Source organism: Candidatus Defluviibacterium haderslevense (genome assembly GCA_016712225.1).
GTDB lineage: Bacteria > Bacteroidota > Bacteroidia > Chitinophagales > Saprospiraceae > Vicinibacter > Vicinibacter haderslevensis.
The window spans coordinates 419,384-435,455 of the sequence record JADJRL010000003.1 but is presented as its reverse complement, the minus strand read 5'-3'; the positions used below and the strand labels follow the sequence as shown (position 1 = coordinate 435,455).

Sequence of the window (16,072 nt, the reverse complement as noted above, 5' to 3'; positions counted from 1 at the left end):
ATAAATTAATTGAGTGTACATAACAGGAGTTTACTGATATGTTAGTTTTGACTTAGGTTTGTATTAACTAGATTAATATTATTAATGCAATACCTAAGAGATATGGCTATTTGGTGAACTATATATTTGTCAAATAATACCTCTAGTTTATGTTGTGGCTTATATTCCAATGTGCGATTTGATCTTTAAGCCAAGAATTAAAAAGTATTAAATACGCCTAGGTTCAATCCTATATTCCATAGACGAGCTGTAAGATCAGCATTTATTATTCTAAAAATTTGATATCTAAAGGTGGGTTCTAGACGAATATCAATTTTTGAATGAATGCGATAATTCATACCGCATCCTAATGTGGCACTAATATTGAATTTATTGTAATTGTAATTCGATTTAGTATTATGAATTTCTGATGGTTTTGTTAGATAATTCAATTTTAATGACACGATTTCATTAATATACAAATTGGTTGTTAAACCAAGGGAAGTCACCAAACGAAGTTTTTTATTGCCAATAAAATAATTTGCAATGACTGGGATATCAATAAAATAATTCTGATACCTGAATTGAGTTGAACTAGCAAGAGACGGATCTGGTGCTTGCCATATGGCTTCTGTGGTTTTTGTTTGATATCCTTTATTTGAATATTGCAAACCGGTTGTTAGAGATATTTTAGGACAAATATTAATAGAGAGTAGAATACCAGTTGTGTAGCCGTATTTTGGGATTTCATTTTTGTTTCGTGAATCTTTTACAATCAGTGAGCCATGAGTCTCTTTTTTTATAAAAAGCGTTCTATAATTAAGATCTGCTGAATAATTGATTCCTATTTGAATTTTCTTTGAAGGGCTTTTATGTTCTTGACCATATGCACTTCCTAAGATAAACATCAAGAATATTAGGGTTGTTATGGGTTTCATGAATTAAATCTTTTAACGAATACAACACGTAAATATATAGATAAAAAGTGAAGAAAAGAATTGAACATTTAAATATCAATCAAATGATTCGTATTCATAGTGGTTGTCTGAATATGGGTAGATTTTATATTTAGCCTTTTAATATGGTGGGATCTGAAACTATACTTTAGACTTAGATGCTTAGCCAACTTATTATAATGGATTGGAAGTTTGTTCAAATCTAGTGTATTTTAATCGGACACTTAAAATTCAAAGGTCTATTCAATTTTTTTTACTTAATCTTAAAAAAATAAATATTTAATAAAATATAGATTATTAATTTATTATACATATAAAATATAACTATATAATATTTTGAGTAGAGAATCATTTGAACAAAAATTATTTTTAACAATTAATATTAAATAAAAGATAAAAAAGTCTTTATATTTAACAATTGTATTAAATTTGTGTTATGAACATGTTAGTGGATGAGATGATGTTCGTGAAGGTGATAATAGTCATAACGACACATAAATTTTTAAAAGGTTAACAGTTAAGTAGATAGAATATAAATGAAATTCACAATTAAAACAAAAAACAATGAAGGATAGTATTTCACATTTGCACGTGATGTGCCAGGATTGGATTCGGGAATTAAAGTTTTATAAGTCTGAGATTCCTTTTTTCAAAAATAGATTAGAAGAAATCGTACAAAAGAATACCTCTAGTGAGATCTTAATGCATGTAGAGCATTTTGAGAATAAGTTCAGATTGATGGAAATTCATATTGATGAACTGTTGCATGATGTTAAATTGAAGGACAAAGTTTTATTGGATAATGCTTCTGAAAAGCCCAATTATATTGGCGTTAAGATGATAGAATCAGATAACACGATAGCGGAATTAATTCAATCTGATGCTACCGATTTTGTTAAGACGAAAAAGGAGTTTTATCAGTTTTTAGCTAAGTATTTATAAAGGCCTCAAATTTGATATTCTCTTCATTGAATGTTGTAACTCTAAAGTTAGTGAAGTCGATGTTAGTTGACTCCAGATGTTAGTCTATTGAACTTAGGTCTTTTGATTTAAGGATTATTAGAGCTAATTGGCTCGTTTTTTAGAATAGATAATCATGGGGACCAGTTTCGTTTAGTGGTGTATGATTTTGCGATGTTTAAATACAGATTAGGAAGGTCAAAGAAATATTCGATATCTAAAGACTCTAAATGTTCCAAAATTCATCTTGTAACATCTTAGGATATGTGTTTGGTGGAACTTGATTTTTTTAGGTATTTCGTTGACTCAAATTCAAATCCAATTAGCTTCTATTTAATTATTAGTTCATATTAGCACGGCTGATGGTATTCTCAGAGTTGTAAAATTCGATGGATTTGGATTAAAAAATGAATAATTAGGATAAATTTTTATATAAATGCTATGGTTAAAAATTTTTTTTATTTTTTTTATGAAATCAATTTTTATATATTAAAAATATAATATATATAGTTGGTTATAATATAAATACATAAATAGTATTATATTCTATATATGAATAAAGGAATCATTTTTTAAAATAAATAAAATATTTTTTCTATTAAAAGATATAAAACTCTTTATATTTTAAATATTTGTAGTATTTTTGACCCATAAACACAAACTATGTTTTCAAAATCTTGTGAATATGCCATCAAAGCGATGATTTTTGTAGCTCAGAAATCAAAAAATGAAGCACGTGTGGGTATAAAAGAAATTGCAAAAGGAACGGACTCACCTGAGCATTTTATTGCAAAAATTATGCAGGACCTCAGTAGGAGAAAACTGGTACACTCCGTTAAGGGCCCTAATGGGGGATTTTATCTGGATAAGGAGGATTTAAAAGCTTCCATAGCAGATATTGTGAAAGCAATGGATGGAGAGAAATTATACACAGATTGTGTTCTAGGCTTAAAGGCTTGTTCTGAAAAAAACCCTTGTCCAGTTCATTTTGAATTTAAAGAAATCAAACGAAATTTGATCGGGATGATAGAAAATAACACCATAGGTGATTTTAATAAGAAGTTGGATTCAGGAAAGTTCTTTCTGAAGAATCAATAATTTTTTTATTCAATAAAGGATTGTAAGGTATTAATATAATGTAATATGAAAGACAAAAACAATAAGGCCCATTCTCCAAATCATCTTGTCGTATTGAACCCAACAATCGTTCATGATGATCACAAAAATTCAGAAGAAAAGGATTGTTGTGGCTCATGTCAAGGAAATGGAGTTTGTTCAAAAGTTGCATTACAAACTGATGAAATGCTTAAAGAATTAAAAAAAGACTAAATAGAATTTGTGAAACCAGTACATTCAACTGTTAGCATTTGTTATCACTGTGGGAATGATATTCCTGATAGGGCTTGCCATGTGGATGAGAAATTCTTCTGCTGCAATGGTTGTAAAATGGTGTTTGAAATTTTAAATGAACATCAGTTGTGTGATTATTATGAGTTGAATGAAAAACCAGGATTGATCCAAAACAGGAGTAAACGTCAGGATAAATATGCATTCCTGGAAGATACTACGATTCAGAAAAAACTCATTAAGTATGCAGATCAGCACCAAACTCAGGTCACCTTTTATTTGCCTCAGATACATTGTAGTAGTTGCCTCTGGTTATTGGAACAATTAGCATCTATCAATAATGGCATCATTTCTTCTCGGGTCAACTTTAGTAAAAAAGAAGTATTTATCGTTTTTGATCAACACGAAACCAGTTTGAGAAAGGTGGTTGAAACACTTGATAATATTGGTTATGAACCACATTTGAGTTTGAATGAACTAAATTCTGATCCGGTTTCAAAAACCGATCGAACCAGATGGTATAAAATAGGTGTCGCAGGTTTTTGTTTCGCGAATATCATGATGATTAGCCTAGCAGATTATTTTTCAATTTCAAATGCTATTGAACCAAAAATTGCTTACTTTTTCAAATTTGTTTCAGTTATACTTGCCTTACCTGTATTATTTTATTCCGCTACTGAATTTTTTGTTTCTGCTTGGAATGGCTTAAAACATCGTTTTTTGAATATTGATTTACCAGTGGCTTTAGCATTGGTCATTACATTTATTCGAAGTTTATATGAGATATCCATAGGTACCGGAAATGGATATTTGGATAGTATGAGTGGAATCGTATTTTTTATGCTCATAGGTAGATGGTTACAATCAAGAACGTACAGGACTATCTCATTTGACCGTGATTTTAAATCGTTTTTTCCAATTGCGCTTAATGTTATTAAGGATGGATTTATTAGACCTGTTGAAATATCAAAGGTTAAGGAGAAAGATATCATCCAAGTTTATTCCAATGAAATTATTCCAGTTGATGCTCTTTTATCGAAAGGTGAAGCAAGTATAGATTATAGTTTTGTCAATGGCGAAAGCCTTCCTGTGAAAATTGACATAGGCGAAATAATATATGCCGGTGGAAAGCAATTAGGTGGATTGTTAGAATTAGTTGTGGTTAAAGAAGTTTCACAAAGTTATTTAACCAATCTTTGGAATAATCCAATATTCAATAAAAAAGCAAATATTGGTAAAGATACCTATGATAAAATAGGGACTTATTTTACTTATTTGGTACTTTTGTTAGGCTTGGGTGCCGGTATTTATTGGTATTTTCAAGGGGAACTTATGCTCATGTGGAATGCTATGACGACGGTACTTATTGTAGCTTGTCCATGCGCTTTATTGCTTTCAAAAAATTATACCAATGGTAATATTTTGAGAATTTTTGGATTAAATCAATTTTATTTAAGATCCCCTGAAATCATAGAAAAAATTTCAAAAGTCAATCACATTGTTTTTGATAAAACTGGAACGATTACCCAAATCCAAGGATCCAATGTTAAATATTCTGGCAAAGTATTGAATCCAGAAATGCGGATAATAATTGTTTCATTACTCAAACAAAATACCCATCCTACGAGTCAAATTATTGAGGCTTTTCTAAAGGAAGATGAAACTATTGAAATCAACCATTTTAAAGAAATACAAGGTCAGGGAATTGAAGGATGGGTGAATGAAAAACATATAAAAATAGGCTCACCCCAGTTTGTTGGAAAAACTTTTAATCAATCAACACATGGCACCAAAGTCGTTATTTCAATCGACGGACAAGTGTTTGGGGAATTCCTCATTTCAAATAAATACCGTTTTGGAATTTCAAAATTAATACAACGACTAAAAAAGAAATTCACCTTATCATTAATTAGTGGAGACAATGATCACGAAATTGAAACTATACATTCATTAATGGGTAAAGAAAGTGAAATATATTTTAATCAATCTCCATTACAAAAATTGGAATATATCAAACAATTGCAAGAACAATACGACCTGAATGTGATGATGGTAGGAGATGGTCTAAATGACGCTGGCGCTTTAAAACAAAGTGAGGTAGGAATAGCAATTGCTGATACAAGTAATAGTTTTACACCATCATCTGATGGAGTCTTAGATGCTTCAAAATTGAATCATTTAGATACATTTATTCGATTAGCTAGGGTGGGTAAGTATATTATACTTTTCAGTTTTACCATCTCAGTATTATATAACATCATAGGATTGTATTATGCTCTACAAGGTATATTATCACCGGTGGTTGCGGCAATATTAATGCCAGCTAGTTCTATTACCATTATCCTTTTGAGTTATGGATTAACAGAAATATTTGCTGGTCATTTCTCATTAAAGAATAGATGGAATATTTTTACAAATCAAACAATAGATCATGATAGCGAGTGAGTTGGTGAGTCATATAATGACCAAACATGTCATCAGTGTAAACATAAAAGATCACTTAAGGCATGTGATTGATCTTATAAAAAAGGAGAAGATTAGACATTTACCGGTTGTAGATGGAGATCAAATAAAGGGAATCATCAGTAGTACAGATCTAAACAGATTGACTTTTTCTAATTTATTTGATCAACAAGATAATTCTGAAGATGCGATTCTTGATATGTTAAGTATCGATCAAGTGATGCATACCCATCCAATGACTGTAAATTCAAATAATACAATAAAAGAAGTTGCAGAAATATTTGCGAACCACCATTTTCATGCTCTACCTGTAATGGAAGAAAATCGATTGGTGGGTATTGTGACAACAACAGATATCATAAAATTTCTTTTAAAACAATTTGAATCATGAGTGTAATTATTATACTATTAATTGTAAGCATCTGTATCGCCGGTGGTTTTTTAATTGCCTTTCTGTGGAGTGTTAAAGATGGACAATTTGATGAAGATGAGAGTCCTGCCCAAAGAATGTTATTTGACAATAAAAAAAATAATTTAAATTAATCCTGTATGAGTTTAGACAAATTTTATTACGACAACAAATTTCCAAAATTATTTGCTATTGCATGTATTTTTTGGGGAGCTGTTGGAATGTTGTTAGGCGTAATTGCTGCATTTCAATTGGCTTTTCCTGTGCTCAATTTTAGTGAATACTTTCCTCATTTGGCATTTGGTAGATTAAGACCTGTGCATACGAATGCTGTTATTTTTGCATTTGTTGGGAATGGAATATTTACAGCAGTGTATTATTCATTGCCACGATTATTAAAAACTTCCATGTGGAGTAAAAAATTAAGTGCAATACATTTTTGGGGCTGGCAAACCATTATTGTTTGTGCTGCAGTAACCTTATTAATGGGATATACCACGGGTAAGGAATATGCAGAATTAGAATGGCCTATTGATATATTAATTACATTGATATGGGTTGTTTTTGGGATTAATATGTTTGCAACAATTCTAACGAGGAGAGAACGACATTTATATGTAGCTATATGGTTTTATATAGCGTCATGGGTGACTGTTGCTATGTTGCATATTGTAAATTCTATGGAATATCCCATTTCTTTATTAAAAAGTTACTCTGTATATGCCGGAGTTCAGGATGCATTGGTGCAATGGTGGTATGGACATAATGCAGTGGCCTTCTTTTTAACTACTCCATACTTAGGACTGATGTATTATTTTTTGCCAAAGGCGGCGGATAGGCCAGTATATTCATACCGATTAAGTATCGTGCATTTTTGGAGTTTGATTTTTCTATATATATGGGCTGGGCCACATCATCTTTTGTATACTGCATTGCCTGATTGGGCACAATCATTAGGTACAGCTTTCTCCATCATGTTGTTACTTCCAAGTTGGGGAGGTATGCTTAATGGATTATTTACATTAAGAGGTGCTTGGGACAAAGTAAGAGAAGATCCTGTTTTGAAATTTTTTGTTGTAGCCGTTACGGCTTATGGAATGTCTACATTTGAAGGTCCGATGTTGTCATTAAAAAATGTGAATGCTATTTCACATTATAGTGATTGGACTGTTGCACATGTGCATATTGGTGCTTTAGGTTGGAATGGTTTTTTAACTTTTGGAATGATGTATTGGTTAATACCTAGATTATACAATACCAAACTCTATTCTAAAAAATTAGCTTCAACACATTTTTGGGTGGGGACTTTAGGTATTTTATTGTATGCCATTCCAATGTATTGGAGTGCTTTCAGATCTTATTTTATGATGAAAGCGTTTACTCCTGAAGGACAATTGGAATATCAATTTATTGATGTAGTACAAACTATAATTCCATTTTATATTATGCGTGCTATTGGAGGTACCATTTTTCTAGTTGGTGTTTGTATCATGATTTACAATTTGATCAAAACAGCGAAAGCGGGATCATTTATTGAACAAGAAGAAGCTGAAGCTCCACCTTTGACAAAAGAATACAAAGCCCCAGTCAATTCCATTTGGCATAGTTTTATTGAAAGAAAACCACTTTTATTATTGGTTTTAAGTTTAGTTGTTGTTGGAATTGGTGGTTTGGTGGAACTTATACCTACATTTTTAGTAAAGTCAAATATCCCAATTATAGCTTCAGTAAAACCTTATACTCCGTTAGAGTTGCAAGGAAGAGATATTTATGTTCGAGAGGGTTGTTACAATTGTCATTCGCAGATGATCCGACCATTTAGATATGAAGTAACACGATATGGGGATTATTCTAAAGCGGGTGAATTTATATATGATCATCCATTTCAATGGGGTAGTAAACGAACTGGACCAGATTTGGCAAGAATCGGTGGAAAGTATGGTGACAGTTGGCATTTTAATCATATGCTTGAACCAACATCCATGGCACCTGGTAGTATTATGCCTCCTTATCCATCATTATTTGAAAAAGATATTGACAAAGGAAGTACAATTTCTAAAATACACGCTATGCGTAAATTGGGGGTGCCCTATCCAGAAGGATATGAAAGTATAGCGAACAATGATTTAGAAAAGCAAGCTAAAAACATCACTGATAAATTATTATTAGATAATAAAATTGAAATCAGTGGTGATAAAGAAATCATTGCTATGATTGCTTATTTACAGCGATTAGGAAAAGATATTAAATTAGAAAAGAAATAAATTTTAAACCATGAAATTCTCAACATATTTGGAAAAAATCATCGGAGTCAGTATTTATCCTGTTGTATCATTACTCCTGTTTGTAGCTTTTTTTATTATAGTTACATATTGGGTTTATAGTATAGATAAAGCTGAGATACAACGTATTGAAAAACTACCATTAGATAATCATTAATATTTTTGTTATGTTAAAGAAAAAAATAAAAAAAATCATAATAAGTGTAATTTCTTGTTTGATGCCCTTTTTGAGTATAGGACAAGGGACTGAAGTCGCTATTTCAAACGTGCCATTACTAGATGATAAAAGTTTGATTTTAGTTTTAATTATAGTCCTATTGTTATTACCGCTATATCTAACGGGTAAAATGTTTTTGATGGCAGCAAAAGATTATATGATGAAAATGAAGAATATTTCGAATTCTAATAAAATCATCAATACACTTTTAATTCTTCTTGTTTCTACTCAAGTTTCATTTAGTCAAGCAGCACCAGCGCCAGTGAATCAATTTAACTTTGATTGGTCAACATGGGGTTTGTTTTTATGCATTGTTGTTGAGGTATTTTTAATAGCTTATTTTTCATGGAAAACGACTACATTTTTAAAAAATAGTTATGCCCAAGAAATGGAGCAGTCTGCTGAAGTTAAAGAAAGTTGGTTTGAGAGATTCTGGAATAAGATTAATAGTTTTAGACCCATGGAAGAGGAGGCTCAGCTTGATGCAGGGCATAATTATGATGGGATACGTGAATTAAATAATATTACCCCACCTTGGTTTACTGCTGGATTTATTTTGACAATTATAGTTGCCATAGGTTATTTGTGGAGATATCATGTCAGTCATTCGGCACCATTACAAATTGAAGAATTTAAAATGGAAATGGTACAAGCAGAAATAGAAAAAAGTAAGTATTTATCGATGCAAGCCAATAATGTAGATGAAAATTCTGTTATCATGCTAGAGGCTCCAGATATTGCTGCTGGTAAGGCGATTTTTATTGAAAAATGTGTTGCTTGTCATGAAGCTCATGGTGGAAGTAAACCTGGAGGTGTTGGCCCCAATCTTACAGATGATTATTGGATTCATGGGGGTTCAATAAAAAACATCTTTACAACCATTAAATATGGATGGCCAGATAAAGGAATGATTTCATGGAAGGAACAGTTGTCTGCAAATCAAATGGCGCAAGTGGCTAGTTTTGTTAAATCATTAAAGGGAAATAATCCTGCAGGCGCGAAGGAGAAACAAGGTGAATTGTATGTAGAAGAACAAGCTACTGCAGCACCTGTTGCAATAGATACAACTAAAATTAATAAGTAAAATACATTGAGAGAAGAGGATTTATTGCATGCTGATTCCTATAGAGATAGAGTAAGTACCGTTACTGATTCAGGTAAGAGGAATTGGATTTATGCTTTGAAACCTACAGGCAAATGGTATAATTATAGAAAGTATATAGCTTATTTTTATTTGGCTATATTTTTCATTATACCATTCATAAAGATAAATGACTTGCCATTCATGATGATTAATATTCCGAACGGTAAATTTATTTTATTTAGTAAAATATTTTGGCCTCAGGATTTTTTCATCTTTGCAATAGCAATGATCACATTTATAGTTTTTATTGTTTTGTTTACCGTAGTGTTTGGGCGATTATTTTGTGGGTGGGTATGTCCACAAACTGTATTTATGGAATTTGTGTTCAGACCAATTGAATGGTTAGTGGAAGGTTCCGCTAGTCAACAAAGAAAGTTGAATGAAGAACCATGGACTACTCATAAAATCATTAAGAAATCGCTCAAACATTTTATATTTATTGTTATTTCGTTCATCATATCACACACTTTTTTATCATATATTCTAGGAGTCGATGAAATAATAAAAATAATTAGTGAACCCATGTCAGAACATTTAGTTTTATTAACTGGCTTGGTCGTGTTTGCCTTAATCTTTTATGGTGTATTCGCCTATCTCAGGGAAATTGTTTGCACAACCATTTGTCCGTATGGCCGATTGCAAGGTGTAATGTTTGACAAAGACACTATGCAAATTGCATATGATTACAAGAGAGGAGAGCCTAGAGCCAAGTACAAAAAAAATGTAATAAGACCAGAAGGCGATTGTATCGGTTGCATGAAATGTGTTCAAGTTTGTCCTACTGGAATTGATATTCGTGATGGATTACAAATGGAATGTGTAGGATGCACAGCATGTATTGATGCATGTAACGAAGTTATGGATGCTGTACATTTTGAGCGAGGTTTAATTCGTTATGCTTCCGAAAATGAAATTAGCACAGGTAAGAAATTTCATTTTAATACACGGATGAAAGCTTATACTGTATTGTTAGTTATATTAATGATATTTATGAGTGTTTTGGTTGCTACTCGTAAAACAGTTGATACATATATCTCTAGAGTTAAGGGTCAGCTTTATCAAGAAATTCCTCCAGATAAACTCAGTAACTTATTTGATGTAAAAATTATCAATAAATCGAATGATTCATTTCCAATTACATTAAAATTGGAAAATATGCCTGGAGAGATTAAATTGGTGGGCGCTGAACAAATATCATTAAAAAAGGAGGCCCTTAGTGAATATGAATTCTTTTTGGAAATACCAAAACATTTGATTGTATCAAGAAGTACCAATATTAAAATTGGGGTTTACAAAGGTGATGAAAAAATCCAAACAGTCAAGACTAAATTTTTAGGGCCTTTTAAATAATTCTAACTATAAGAACATGAAACTATGAATTGGGGATATAAAATTTTGATCGTAATTATTGCATTTATCGTTGCTATGATGTCTATGGTATTCGTTGCATTTAGACAAACCAATGACATGTTGGATGAGAATTATTATGAGAAGGAAATGAATTATCAATCATTGATTAATGCAGCTCAAAATTTGAATGTAGTTACAGATTCAACTTTAATAAATCAAAACGATAGTTTTGTAATAGTAAACATTCCGAAAATATTAATTTCGAATTTTGAACAAGGAAATATTTCTTTTCTTCGAATCGATGATAAGCGAAAGGACATAACAATTGATTTTAAACCCAATGAACACGGATCGTTATTGATAGAAAAATTTAAGTTTATTCCAGGCACATATAAAGCAAGATTAAAATGGCGCAATTTGTCAAAAGATTATTACAGAGAGCAAAACCTAATCATTGAATAATGGATGAAGTTCTTTTAGTATTGATCACAGGTTTTACTATTGGGGTATTTGGAAGTTTTCATTGTGTAGGAATGTGTGGGCCTTTGGCTTTGTCATTACCTATTCATCAGTTAACTATATTTAATAAGTCGATGGCCATTGGACTGTATAATTTAGGAAGGTCATTTTCCTATGCTTCGATGGGTATAGTTTTCGGTTTATTAGGTATGAGTTTTTCACTTTTTAAGCTGCAACAATGGTTATCTATTGGGGCAGGTTCTGTTATTTTGTTATTTCTAATAATGAATTATTTAGGTTCATATAGAGTAAATATTTTTAGTCAATTGAGTCATCAAGTCAAATCAAAATTAAGTGACTATTTGCAAACTGACAAAACACCTTCAACTTATTTTTCTATCGGTATGGTTAATGGATTTTTGCCGTGTGGTTTAGTATATGTTGCCATTGTAACAGCCATTGCAACCGGCACTATCTTAAAAAGTAGCCTAACAATGTTTGCCTTTGGCATTGGTACAATTCCTATTATGGCCTTAACAATGATCTTTGGAAAATTTGTTTCCATCAATCTTCGCAATAAATTAAATAAAATGACACCATACCTCATCATGTGTGTTGCTATATTGCTTATATTAAGAGGATTGAACCTTGGAATTCCATTTATTTCTCCATTGTTAGAAAATGATAAAATGAACTGTTGTCATCGATGATAATTTCTAAATTGAAATATTATAGAAATCCTTATAAAAATTATATTTATATGATTGAAATCATAAAATAGATTATATTTTTATTTGAAATTTGCGCTTGTATTAAACGAAAAACAAAAATATGAATAAATTAAATTTTAGTCTTTTAATTATCGGAACCATTTTGGGTCTTGCTGCATGTGGGAGTGGTGATACCAAGAATCCTAATTCTGCGAATTCATCAGATCAAGCACCTAAATCTATGATTGATGATAAACCTGCTTATGATCCTAATCGAGGTGAAGGGAAGTTCTCTGCTGAGAATTTAACTTTAACAGATCAGATTGATGCTACAATGGCTGATGAGGGATTCAAAATACAAGGGGTAAAGTGTAGTGCATGTCATAAATTGTCTGATGAAAAATTGGTTGGTCCTGGATGGAAAGGTGTAACCGTTAGGCGAAAGCCAGAATGGATTATGAATTTCATTACTAACCCTGATGCCATGATAGATAAAGATCCAGCTGTTCAAGCTCAATTAGAATTATGTTTAGTGCGTATGCCCAATCAAAGTTTAACCGATACAGATGCAAGAAACTTATTAGAATTTATGCGTAGAAATGATGCAACTAAATAGTTTATAAATTTAGAATTTAAAATGATTTGATATTTTTTCTTTCAAAATTAAAATTAATTATATGAAATATTTTTTTGTAAAAATGATATGTGTTGTTTTTTTATTAACCAGTTTGGTCATAAGTTGTAAGCCAAAAAATATGAGTACAGCAGTAAGTGGAGATTTGGCTTCAAAATCTTTTGTGCCACCTGGAAAATATGATGCGTATTACAATTTCGTGAGTGGGGGATTTAGTGGACAGATGAGTGTATATGGATTGCCAAGTGGTCGTTTATTACGTGTTATTCCAGTTTTTTCTGTTGATCCTGAAAAAGGTTGGGGATATAGTGAAGAAACAAAACCAATGCTTAATACTTCACATGGATTTACCCCTTGGGATGATTTGCATCATACTGAATTATCTCAAACCAATGGTGAAATAGATGGTCGTTGGGTTTTCGGAAATGGGAATAATACCCCAAGGGTGGCTCGAATTAATTTGAAAACGTTTAGAACGGATGAAATTATTGAGTTGCCAAATAGTGCTGGGAATCACTCATCTCCATTTATTACTGAAAATACGGAATATGTAGTTGCAGGTACTCGTTTTAGTGTACCAGCGGATGATGTCAATGGAGATGTTCCAATCAATACTTATAAACAAAATTTCAAAGGACACATTAGTTTTATCAGTGTAAATAAAGACAATGGAAATATGAGTATTGCATTCCAACTTCAATGTCCTGGTGTAAATTTTGATTTAAGTCACGCAGGAAAAGGTAAATCTCATGGTTGGTTCTTTTTTTCTTGCTATAATACTGAACAAGCAAATACTTTATTAGAAGTGAATGCTTCTCAAAAGGATAAGGATTTTATTATGGCTGTCAATTGGAAGAAGGCAGAAGAGTATGTTAAAGCTGGAAAAGGCAAAAAAGTATCTGTAAATTATGCACATAATACTTGGGATGAAAAGACGCACACTGCAAAATCTGAAATGATTAAAGAGGTGTTAGTTCTTGATACAAAAGAACTAGCGGATATATGTTATATGTTGCCTTGTCCAAAATCTCCACATGGATGTGATGTAGATCCTTCTGGAGAATATATTGTTGGAAGCGGTAAATTAGCAGCTTTGATTCCAGTATTTAGTTTTGATAAACTACAAAAAGCTATTACAGATAAAGCATTTGATGGAATGTATGATGGTATACCTGTAATTAAATATGAAGCTGCATTACATGGTGAGGTAAAAAAGCCAGGATTAGGTCCATTGCATACCGAATTTGATGGAAAGGGAAATGCATATACTACATTTTTCGTATCATCTGAAGTAGTGAAATGGAGTTTGAAAGATTTAGCAGTTCTTGATAGAGTGCCTACTTTTTATTCTGTGGGACACTTGTGTATTCCTGGTGGAGACAGTAGAAAACCTTCTCCAAAGTACTTGATTGCCTATAATAAAATTACAAAAGATCGTTATTTGCCAACAGGCCCTGAACTGGCACAAAGTGCTCAATTATTTGATATAAGCGGTGACAAAATGCAAATGATTTTGGATTTTCCGACCATTGGAGAACCACATTACGCACAAGCTTGTCCAGCTGAATTAATTAGTAGCAATCAAGTTAAAATTTTTAAAATTGAAGATAACCAGCACCCATATGTAGCTAAGGGGGAAGCAGAAACAAAAGTAATTCGGGAAGGAAATAAAGTTCATGTATACATGACTGCTATTCGATCTCACTTTTCACCTGATAATATAGAAGGTATTCGAAAAGGGGATGAAGTATATTTTCATATTACTAATTTGGAACAAGATTGGGATGTACCGCATGGATTTAGTATTAAAGGAATAAGTAATGCCGAGTTACTTATCATGCCAGGAGAAACTTCAACTTTAAAATGGGTTCCAGATAGAACAGGTATTTTTCCAATGTACTGCACAGATTTTTGCAGCGCATTGCATCAAGAAATGCAAGGTTATATTAGAGTATCTCCAGCTGGTAGTAGCGTTCCTATTAGTTTTAGTCTAGGTAAAAATAGTTCTGATGCTAAAAAATAGTCCAGAGGATAAATAAGGAAAATTTGTTGTAAAATATTTTTTTAAAATTGAATTAAAAGGGCAGTGTATTGAAAAATGGCTGCCCTTTTGTTTTCAAAAACACCATAAAGTATCAAAATGAATCATGAAAAACAATTGTTGAGTCGCATTTCAAAAATAGTGCTCATTATTATTGGTATTTGTTTAGCTATTTCAATTTTTGTACCATTGTGGCGAATTGAATTATCTGCACCTCAATATCCTGAAGGCTTGGTGTTGAAAATTTTTGCGGATAAACTTGGTGGTCAAGTAGAAATTATTAATGGGTTGAATCATTATATTGGAATGAAAACCTTGCACAAGGAAGACTTTATAGAATTCACCATTCTTCCTTATATAATTGGGTTATTTGCTTTGCTTACATTTATTATTGCTATTTTTGGAAAGAAGAGGTGGTTGTATTTACTGCTTTTTTCATTTTTATTATTTGGCATTATTGCTATGATTGATTTTTATAGGTGGAATTATAATTATGGCCATAATTTGGATCCTAATGCTGCTATTATTGTCCCAGGAATGGCTTATCAGCCGCCATTAATTGGATTTAAACAATTGTTAAATTTTGGTGCATATTCTATACCTGATATAGGTGGTTGGCTATTTGTTGCGAGCGGAATATTGATGATCTTTGCATCCTTAAAGGAACGAAAAATATTTTTTAAATCATGAAAATTTTACTTATCAATTTATTTTGTCTCGTTATTCTACTTTTTTCTTGTGGGAGTTCCGAAGTGCCATCTATGAAACTTAATGTAGATCAATGTGAATATTGTAGAATGAAAATATCAGATGGCAGATTTGGTGCGGCATTAACTACTCAAAAGGGAAGAACATATAAATTTGATGATTTAATTTGTCTTTTGAATTATAAAAATGAAAATAAAAATGTGAATTATCTACAGTTTTATATTTCAGATTTTATACAATCCAATACAATGATACAAGTAGATCAAGCCTATTTTGTTGAGGGATCACAAATAGTTGGTCCAATGCAAGGACATATAGCTGCTTTTGCTAATAGAGATAGTGCTTTGATTTATCAAAAAAAGTATGAAGCTAAATTGATGAATTGGGAAGAAGTCAGTCATTAAGAAATTAAA

Annotated in this window: 17 protein-coding genes; 16 read left to right on the top strand and 1 reads right to left on the bottom strand. The window is 31.7% G+C overall.

Annotated elements, in window-relative coordinates; all coding sequences use genetic code 11:
* Positions 1–197: 197 nt before the first annotated feature.
* On the bottom strand, positions 198–917 hold the full coding sequence (locus IPK88_02070) for a PorT family protein (GenBank protein MBK8242187.1): 720 nt from the start codon (positions 915–917) through the stop codon (positions 198–200).
* Positions 918–1,499: 582 nt separating this feature from the next.
* On the opposite strand from IPK88_02070, the gene IPK88_02065 reads away from it, so the two are divergent.
* From IPK88_02065 to IPK88_01990, 16 genes are all read left to right on the top strand, one after another.
* Positions 1,500–1,877, top strand: coding sequence for a hypothetical protein (locus IPK88_02065; protein MBK8242186.1), 378 nt, complete (start codon positions 1,500–1,502; stop codon positions 1,875–1,877).
* A 681-nt stretch (positions 1,878–2,558) separates the two neighbouring features.
* Positions 2,559–2,993 carry an Rrf2 family transcriptional regulator gene (locus tag IPK88_02060; protein ID MBK8242185.1) on the top strand — a complete coding sequence of 145 codons (435 nt, stop codon included), beginning with the start codon at positions 2,559–2,561 and terminating at the stop codon, positions 2,991–2,993.
* Between the two features lie 45 nt (positions 2,994–3,038).
* The gene (locus IPK88_02055; GenBank protein MBK8242184.1) at positions 3,039–3,224 is read left to right on the top strand and encodes a hypothetical protein; all 186 of its coding nucleotides are present in this window, start codon (positions 3,039–3,041) and stop codon (positions 3,222–3,224) included.
* Positions 3,225–3,233: 9 nt separating this feature from the next.
* A complete protein-coding gene (locus IPK88_02050) occupies positions 3,234–5,687 on the top strand; it encodes a heavy metal translocating P-type ATPase metal-binding domain-containing protein (GenBank protein MBK8242183.1) in 2,454 nt (817 codons plus the stop codon).
* Positions 5,674–6,096, top strand: coding sequence for a CBS domain-containing protein (locus tag IPK88_02045; protein MBK8242182.1), 423 nt, complete (start codon positions 5,674–5,676; stop codon positions 6,094–6,096). Before IPK88_02050 ends, IPK88_02045 begins: the two co-directional genes overlap by 14 nt.
* A complete protein-coding gene (gene ccoS / locus IPK88_02040) occupies positions 6,093–6,248 on the top strand; it encodes a cbb3-type cytochrome oxidase assembly protein CcoS (protein ID MBK8242181.1) in 156 nt (51 codons plus the stop codon). The genes IPK88_02045 and ccoS overlap by 4 nt, the downstream gene beginning before the upstream one ends.
* A 6-nt stretch (positions 6,249–6,254) precedes the next feature.
* Positions 6,255–8,378, top strand: a complete 2,124-nt coding sequence (gene ccoN / locus IPK88_02035; protein MBK8242180.1) for a cytochrome-c oxidase, cbb3-type subunit I — start codon at positions 6,255–6,257, stop codon at positions 8,376–8,378.
* Positions 8,379–8,388: 10 nt separating this feature from the next.
* On the top strand, positions 8,389–8,553 hold the full coding sequence (locus IPK88_02030) for a CcoQ/FixQ family Cbb3-type cytochrome c oxidase assembly chaperone (GenBank protein ID MBK8242179.1): 165 nt from the start codon (positions 8,389–8,391) through the stop codon (positions 8,551–8,553).
* A 10-nt stretch (positions 8,554–8,563) separates the two neighbouring features.
* Positions 8,564–9,697 carry a c-type cytochrome gene (locus IPK88_02025; protein MBK8242178.1) on the top strand — a complete coding sequence of 378 codons (1,134 nt, stop codon included), beginning with the start codon at positions 8,564–8,566 and terminating at the stop codon, positions 9,695–9,697.
* Positions 9,698–9,703: 6 nt separating this feature from the next.
* Positions 9,704–11,107, top strand: coding sequence for a cytochrome c oxidase accessory protein CcoG (gene ccoG, locus IPK88_02020; GenBank protein MBK8242177.1), 1,404 nt, complete (start codon positions 9,704–9,706; stop codon positions 11,105–11,107).
* Positions 11,108–11,131: 24 nt separating this feature from the next.
* Entirely contained in the window at positions 11,132–11,569 is a 438-nt protein-coding gene (locus tag IPK88_02015; protein MBK8242176.1) for a FixH family protein, read from the top strand.
* Positions 11,569–12,276 (top strand): sulfite exporter TauE/SafE family protein, encoded by a 708-nt coding sequence (locus IPK88_02010; protein MBK8242175.1) that lies wholly within the window; start codon positions 11,569–11,571, stop codon positions 12,274–12,276. The genes IPK88_02015 and IPK88_02010 overlap by 1 nt, the downstream gene beginning before the upstream one ends.
* Positions 12,277–12,397: 121 nt before the next feature.
* Positions 12,398–12,892 (top strand): cytochrome c, encoded by a 495-nt coding sequence (locus IPK88_02005; protein MBK8242174.1) that lies wholly within the window; start codon positions 12,398–12,400, stop codon positions 12,890–12,892.
* 61 nt (positions 12,893–12,953) lie between these two features.
* Entirely contained in the window at positions 12,954–14,933 is a 1,980-nt protein-coding gene (gene nosZ / locus IPK88_02000) for a Sec-dependent nitrous-oxide reductase (GenBank protein MBK8242173.1), read from the top strand.
* 117 nt (positions 14,934–15,050) lie between these two features.
* On the top strand, positions 15,051–15,641 hold the full coding sequence (locus IPK88_01995; protein MBK8242172.1) for a hypothetical protein: 591 nt from the start codon (positions 15,051–15,053) through the stop codon (positions 15,639–15,641).
* The gene (locus tag IPK88_01990; GenBank protein MBK8242171.1) at positions 15,638–16,063 is read left to right on the top strand and encodes a nitrous oxide reductase accessory protein NosL; all 426 of its coding nucleotides are present in this window, start codon (positions 15,638–15,640) and stop codon (positions 16,061–16,063) included. Before IPK88_01995 ends, IPK88_01990 begins: the two co-directional genes overlap by 4 nt.
* Positions 16,064–16,072: the final 9 nt, after the last annotated feature.

Bases quoted from the DNA above. Each gene is read 5' to 3' on its own strand.
- IPK88_01990 (MBK8242171.1), top strand. From the start codon at position 15,638: ATGAAAATTTTACTTATCAATTTATTTTGTCTCGTTATTCTACTTTTT.
- IPK88_01995 (MBK8242172.1), top strand. From the start codon at position 15,051: ATGAATCATGAAAAACAATTGTTGAGTCGCATTTCAAAAATAGTGCTC.
- IPK88_02015 (MBK8242176.1), top strand. From the start codon at position 11,132: ATGAATTGGGGATATAAAATTTTGATCGTAATTATTGCATTTATCGTT.
- IPK88_02060 (MBK8242185.1), top strand. From the start codon at position 2,559: ATGTTTTCAAAATCTTGTGAATATGCCATCAAAGCGATGATTTTTGTA.
- IPK88_02070 (MBK8242187.1), bottom strand. From the start codon at position 917: ATGAAACCCATAACAACCCTAATATTCTTGATGTTTATCTTAGGAAGT.
- IPK88_02005 (MBK8242174.1), top strand. From the start codon at position 12,398: ATGAATAAATTAAATTTTAGTCTTTTAATTATCGGAACCATTTTGGGT.
- IPK88_02030 (MBK8242179.1), top strand. From the start codon at position 8,389: ATGAAATTCTCAACATATTTGGAAAAAATCATCGGAGTCAGTATTTAT.
- IPK88_02010 (MBK8242175.1), top strand. From the start codon at position 11,569: ATGGATGAAGTTCTTTTAGTATTGATCACAGGTTTTACTATTGGGGTA.
- IPK88_02045 (MBK8242182.1), top strand. From the start codon at position 5,674: ATGATAGCGAGTGAGTTGGTGAGTCATATAATGACCAAACATGTCATC.
- nosZ (MBK8242173.1), top strand. From the start codon at position 12,954: ATGAAATATTTTTTTGTAAAAATGATATGTGTTGTTTTTTTATTAACC.
- IPK88_02065 (MBK8242186.1), top strand. From the start codon at position 1,500: ATGAAGGATAGTATTTCACATTTGCACGTGATGTGCCAGGATTGGATT.
- ccoS (MBK8242181.1), top strand. From the start codon at position 6,093: ATGAGTGTAATTATTATACTATTAATTGTAAGCATCTGTATCGCCGGT.
- IPK88_02055 (MBK8242184.1), top strand. From the start codon at position 3,039: ATGAAAGACAAAAACAATAAGGCCCATTCTCCAAATCATCTTGTCGTA.
- ccoN (MBK8242180.1), top strand. From the start codon at position 6,255: ATGAGTTTAGACAAATTTTATTACGACAACAAATTTCCAAAATTATTT.
- IPK88_02025 (MBK8242178.1), top strand. From the start codon at position 8,564: ATGTTAAAGAAAAAAATAAAAAAAATCATAATAAGTGTAATTTCTTGT.